5 protein-coding genes are annotated in these 4,203 nt (G+C 75.2%); 3 read left to right on the plus strand and 2 right to left on the minus strand.

Going from position 1 to position 4,203, the window contains the following annotated elements:
* Positions 1-504: XdhC family protein (locus tag DZG00_RS12890; protein WP_199689819.1), on the minus strand; the 504-nt coding region annotated here is incomplete at its 3' end.
* Between the two features lie 189 nt (positions 505-693).
* Between DZG00_RS12890 and DZG00_RS12895 the strand changes: the two genes are divergently transcribed.
* From DZG00_RS12895 to DZG00_RS12905, 3 genes are all read left to right on the plus strand, one after another.
* Positions 694-1,326 (plus strand): hypothetical protein, encoded by a 633-nt coding sequence (locus DZG00_RS12895; RefSeq protein WP_119382602.1) that lies wholly within the window; start codon positions 694-696, stop codon positions 1,324-1,326.
* A 122-nt stretch (positions 1,327-1,448) separates the two neighbouring features.
* Positions 1,449-2,057 (plus strand): hypothetical protein, encoded by a 609-nt coding sequence (locus DZG00_RS12900; protein WP_119382601.1) that lies wholly within the window; start codon positions 1,449-1,451, stop codon positions 2,055-2,057.
* A 147-nt stretch (positions 2,058-2,204) separates the two neighbouring features.
* Positions 2,205-3,665, plus strand: coding sequence for an amidohydrolase family protein (locus DZG00_RS12905; RefSeq protein ID WP_199688955.1), 1,461 nt, complete (start codon positions 2,205-2,207; stop codon positions 3,663-3,665).
* 15 nt (positions 3,666-3,680) lie between these two features.
* On the opposite strand, the gene DZG00_RS12910 is transcribed toward DZG00_RS12905, so the two are convergent.
* Positions 3,681-4,203 (minus strand): response regulator transcription factor (locus DZG00_RS12910; protein ID WP_147360001.1); only part of this gene is annotated, 523 nt, incomplete at its 5' end.

A 4,203-nucleotide genomic window follows, 5' to 3' on the forward strand; every position in this document is an offset into this window, starting at 1 on the left:
GAGCTCGGCGCGGATCCGGCGGGCGGGGTCGGCACCCACGGCGGTGTCCCCGGCGTCGTCCCCGGACGCGGCGATCCACGTGCCGACGGCCGGTCCCTCCAGCACGAGCGCGAGCGACGCGGCGCGGCCAGCCCGGGCGTACTCGAGGGCGGCGCGGACGGCGGCGGGGATCGGCGACCGCGCATCTCCCGCGGGGGCGACCTCGACCACGACCACGCCGATCCGCCCGCCGCACGTGAGGCCGACCTGGAACGCGTCGTCGTCCGTGACGCCGAACGACCTGAGCACGGGCACCCCGTCGGCGAGCACGCCCTGGGCGACCTCGACGACCGCGCCCTCGACGCAGCCGCCGGAGATGGATCCGATGACGCGGCCCCGGTCGTCGACGGCCATCGCGGTGCCGGCCGTCCGCGGCGCGCTGCCGAGCACGTCGGTCACGCACGCGACGGCGAGGCGGCGGCCGTCGGCGAGGGCGTCGAGCACCTCGGCGGCGATCTCGAGCACGGCACCTCCGGAAGGGGAGCGCCGACGGGCGCGGGGCGGGTGAGCGGGTGGGGCAGCGACCGGGCCGGTCCGGCAGGGTACCGCCCGCGTCAAGCCTCCCACGGCCCCTGCGTAGGGTGGGACGCGGATGCCGGGGGGATCCTCCCTCGACGACGCGCGCCCATCCGCCGCGCTGGACGAGGAGTCACCATGACGTCGACCGCACCCGACCGCCCGCAGCCGCTGTTCCGGCGGATCCGTCGAGCGTGGGCCGACGCGCCCGTCCTCCGGGCGCTGGTCGTCGCCGCCGTCTTCTTCGCGTGGGTGACGGCGCTCGACCTCGGTCGCGTGTCGGAGGAGCCCGGGACGATCGTCTTGCGCGTCGTGGTCGCGGTCCTCGCGGGCGTCGCGTACGTGGGTGCGCGCTGGATCCGCCGGCTCAACTGGCCCGGGTCGCCGCGCGAGGTCGAGGTGTCGGAGGCCGCGGAGGACGGCGAGCTGCCGGCCGGCGCGGATCCGACGCAGTGGCAGGGGGCGCTGGACCGCCGACGCAAGGAGATCCGCCAGGAGGCGTGGATGGTGCCCCTCGCCCTCGTGTTCGTGGTCGGCCTGGCCTTCCTGGTGCGGCCCGGCTACGGCGACGTCCTCCCGCTCCCCTACGTCGTGCTCCTGGCCGTCCTCGTCCCCTGGTCGATGTGGCTGATCGTCTCGCGCGGCCGCCGCCGCGACGCTGTCGACGCCCTCCTCATCCCGCTGCAGGAGCAGGTGCGCGCGGACGACGCGCGGCGCGCCGGCTGGGCGCCGCCGTCCCCGGACGACAGCATCCCCCCGGCTGCTGGATAGGCTCGACCGGCCGCCGCGCCGCCTGCGCACCCGACCTGCCGCCGCGGCATCCCCCGAGGAGGGACCATGACGCACCTCGCGTACTCCGACGCCGACGGCGGGTGCCTCATCCGCTGCCGACCGTGACCGGCTCCGCGCCCGCCCCGCGCGGCCGCGTCTGGCGCGCCCGCCGCTTCGCCGACCGGCACCCCGTCGTGCCCGCGCTGGGTGCGGCCGCCGCCTACGCGGGCATCATGGTCTACTCGCAGGTCGCGCTCAGGCACGAGGTGAGCGCCGGCCGGATCCTCGCGACGATCACCGTCGGCCTGCTCGCGGCCGGCGTCCTGACGCTCGTCCTCGCGCGACGGCGACGCGGGGGCCCACCCCTGCTGCGGTGGATCGACGTGTCCGAGGCGATCGACGACGGGCGCCTGCCCGCCGACGCGGAAGACGACGCCGACGCCTGGCGGTACCTCCTGCTCCGCCGCCGCGAGGTGCACGACCAGCTCGGCGGCCCGTGGGCGGTGCTCGTCGTGGCGGTGGCGCTCGCCGGCACGATCGCGCTCGCGGTGCTCGGCGGACCGCCGTTCGCCTGGACGCTGCCCGCCGTCGTCGCCGGGATGGTCGCGGGCATGGCCGCCGTGCGACGCCGTCGGCTCGAGCGCATCGACGCGCTCCTCCAGCCGTTGCTCGCGGAGGAGGCCCACACCCTCGGAGGATCAGCCGACGACGGGCCCCGGCCGCACGAGTAGGACGGCTTCCTGAACGCGCCCGACCCGCGCGGCGTGTCGGATGCCCGCCCGTCCTCCGCGGTCGAGCATCGTCCGTGGACCGCGCCCGACCCTCCCCGCGTCACGCCGTCCCGCACCGTCACGCACCATCCGAGCGAACGGATCCGCATGAGCGACCACCGCACCACGCCCTCCTCCCCTGCCCCCGCGACCCCGTCCGACGCCCGCCGCGCCGTGCACCGCGGCCACGTCCTCCACATCACGGGCGCCCCGCTCGTCCAGGACGCGCGCCGCCACCTCGTCTCCGTGCCCGACGGTGCGCTCGCGGTCGACGACGCCGGCCGGATCGCGTGGGTCGGCCCGTTCCGCGAGCTCCCGGCCGCGTTCGCCGACGCGCCCGTGCACGGCGACGCGTCCGACTTCCTGATCCCCGGCTTCGTCGACGCGCACGTGCACTTCCCGCAGACCTACACGACGAGCGCGCACGGCGGCGGCCAGCTGCTCGAGTGGCTCGACTCGTGCGTGTTCCCGTCCGAGGCGCGCCTCGAGGACGAGGGCTTCGCGCGCATGATCGCGGCGGACTTCACGCGCCGCCGGATCATGGCGGGCACGACGAGCGCGCTGGTGTTCGGATCCGCGTTCCCCCATGCGCAGGACGCCCTGTTCGAGGCCTCCCGCGACGCCGGCCTCCGGCTGGTCAGCGGCCGCGGTATCCAGACGGTCGGCTCGGGCCCCGCCACCCCGCTCCTCACCTCGGAGGAGGACGCCATCGCGCTGTCATGCGCGGAGATCGACCGCTGGCACGCCGTCGACACGGGCGACGCGACGACGGCCATGCTCCAGGTCGCGATCGTGCCGCGCTTCAGCCTGTCGGTCACGCCCACGACGCTCCGCGGCCTCGGCGAGCTGTACGACGTGGCCCGCGGCGAGGGCGTCCACTTCCACTCGCACCTCAACGAGAACGACCGGCCGGGCACGGGCGAGATCGCCGCCGTCCGGCAGGTCTACGGCACCGACACCTACCTCGACACCTACGACGGGCTCTTCCTTCCCGGGTCGGAACGCGGCGGATCCAGCCTCCTCGGCCGCCGCAGCGTGTTCGCGCACGCCGTGCACTGCCAGGACTCCGAGCTCGCGCGCCTCGCCGAGACGGGCAGCAGCATCGCCCACTGCCCGACGTCCCAGCAGTTCCTCGGCTCCGGCACCATGCCGTGGCGGCGCACGGTGGCGTCGGGCGTGAACGTCGCGATCGGATCCGACGTGGGCGCCGGCGACGAGTGGCTCGTCTCCCGCGTGCTCAACGACGCGTTCAAGGTCCACCTCTCCGAGCCGGGCGACGCGGGCGTGGAGATCGACGCGGCCGAGCTCCTGTTCACCGGGACCCTGGCGGGGGCGCGCGCGCTCGACATGGAGGGCCGCTACGGCAACCTCGACGTCGGCAAGGACGCCGACTTCCTCACGATCACGCCGGACCTCTGGGAGCCGCTCGCCCTCACGCTCGCCCACGGGATCCGCGCGGACGACGAGGCCCGCGCCACCGACCAGATCCTGTTCACGCTCCTGATGGGGCTGCGCGAGCCGGCGATCTCGGCCGTGCACGTGCAGGGGCGGCGGATGTCGGCGGGCTGACCGGCGCCACGGCCGTCACGAGGTGAGCAGCCGGTTCTCGTAGGCGTGGACGACGATCTGGGCGCGGCTGCGGAGGTCCAGCTTCGCGAGGATGCTGCTGATGTGGGTCTTCACCGTCGTCTCGCTGATGAAGGCGGCCGCCGCGATCTCGCCGTTGCGGAGGCCCTTCGCCGCGAGGAGGAACACCTCGCGCTCGCGCGGCGACAGCGCCTCGAGCGCGCGCTCGGGACGCGGGACCTCGGACACGCGCGCGTGCCCCGCGACCAGCTCGGTGATCGGCGTCGGCGCCGCGTCGCCCGCGTGCACCGCGCGGATCGTCTCGAGCAGGGTCTCCGGCGTCGCGTCCTTCGTGATGAAGGCGCTCGCGCCGTGCTTCATCGACTGGAACAGCGCCTCCTGCTGCTGGAAGGTGGTGAGGATGACGACGCGCGGTCGCGATCCGGGCTCGCCCTCCACCGCGTCGGGGTCGTCGCGGGTGATCCGGTGCGTCGCCTCGATCCCGCTCATCACGGGCATGCGGATGTCCATGAGGACGACG

Source organism: Clavibacter lycopersici (assembly GCF_003576405.1).
Taxonomy (GTDB): Bacteria; Actinomycetota; Actinomycetes; order Actinomycetales; family Microbacteriaceae; genus Clavibacter; species Clavibacter lycopersici.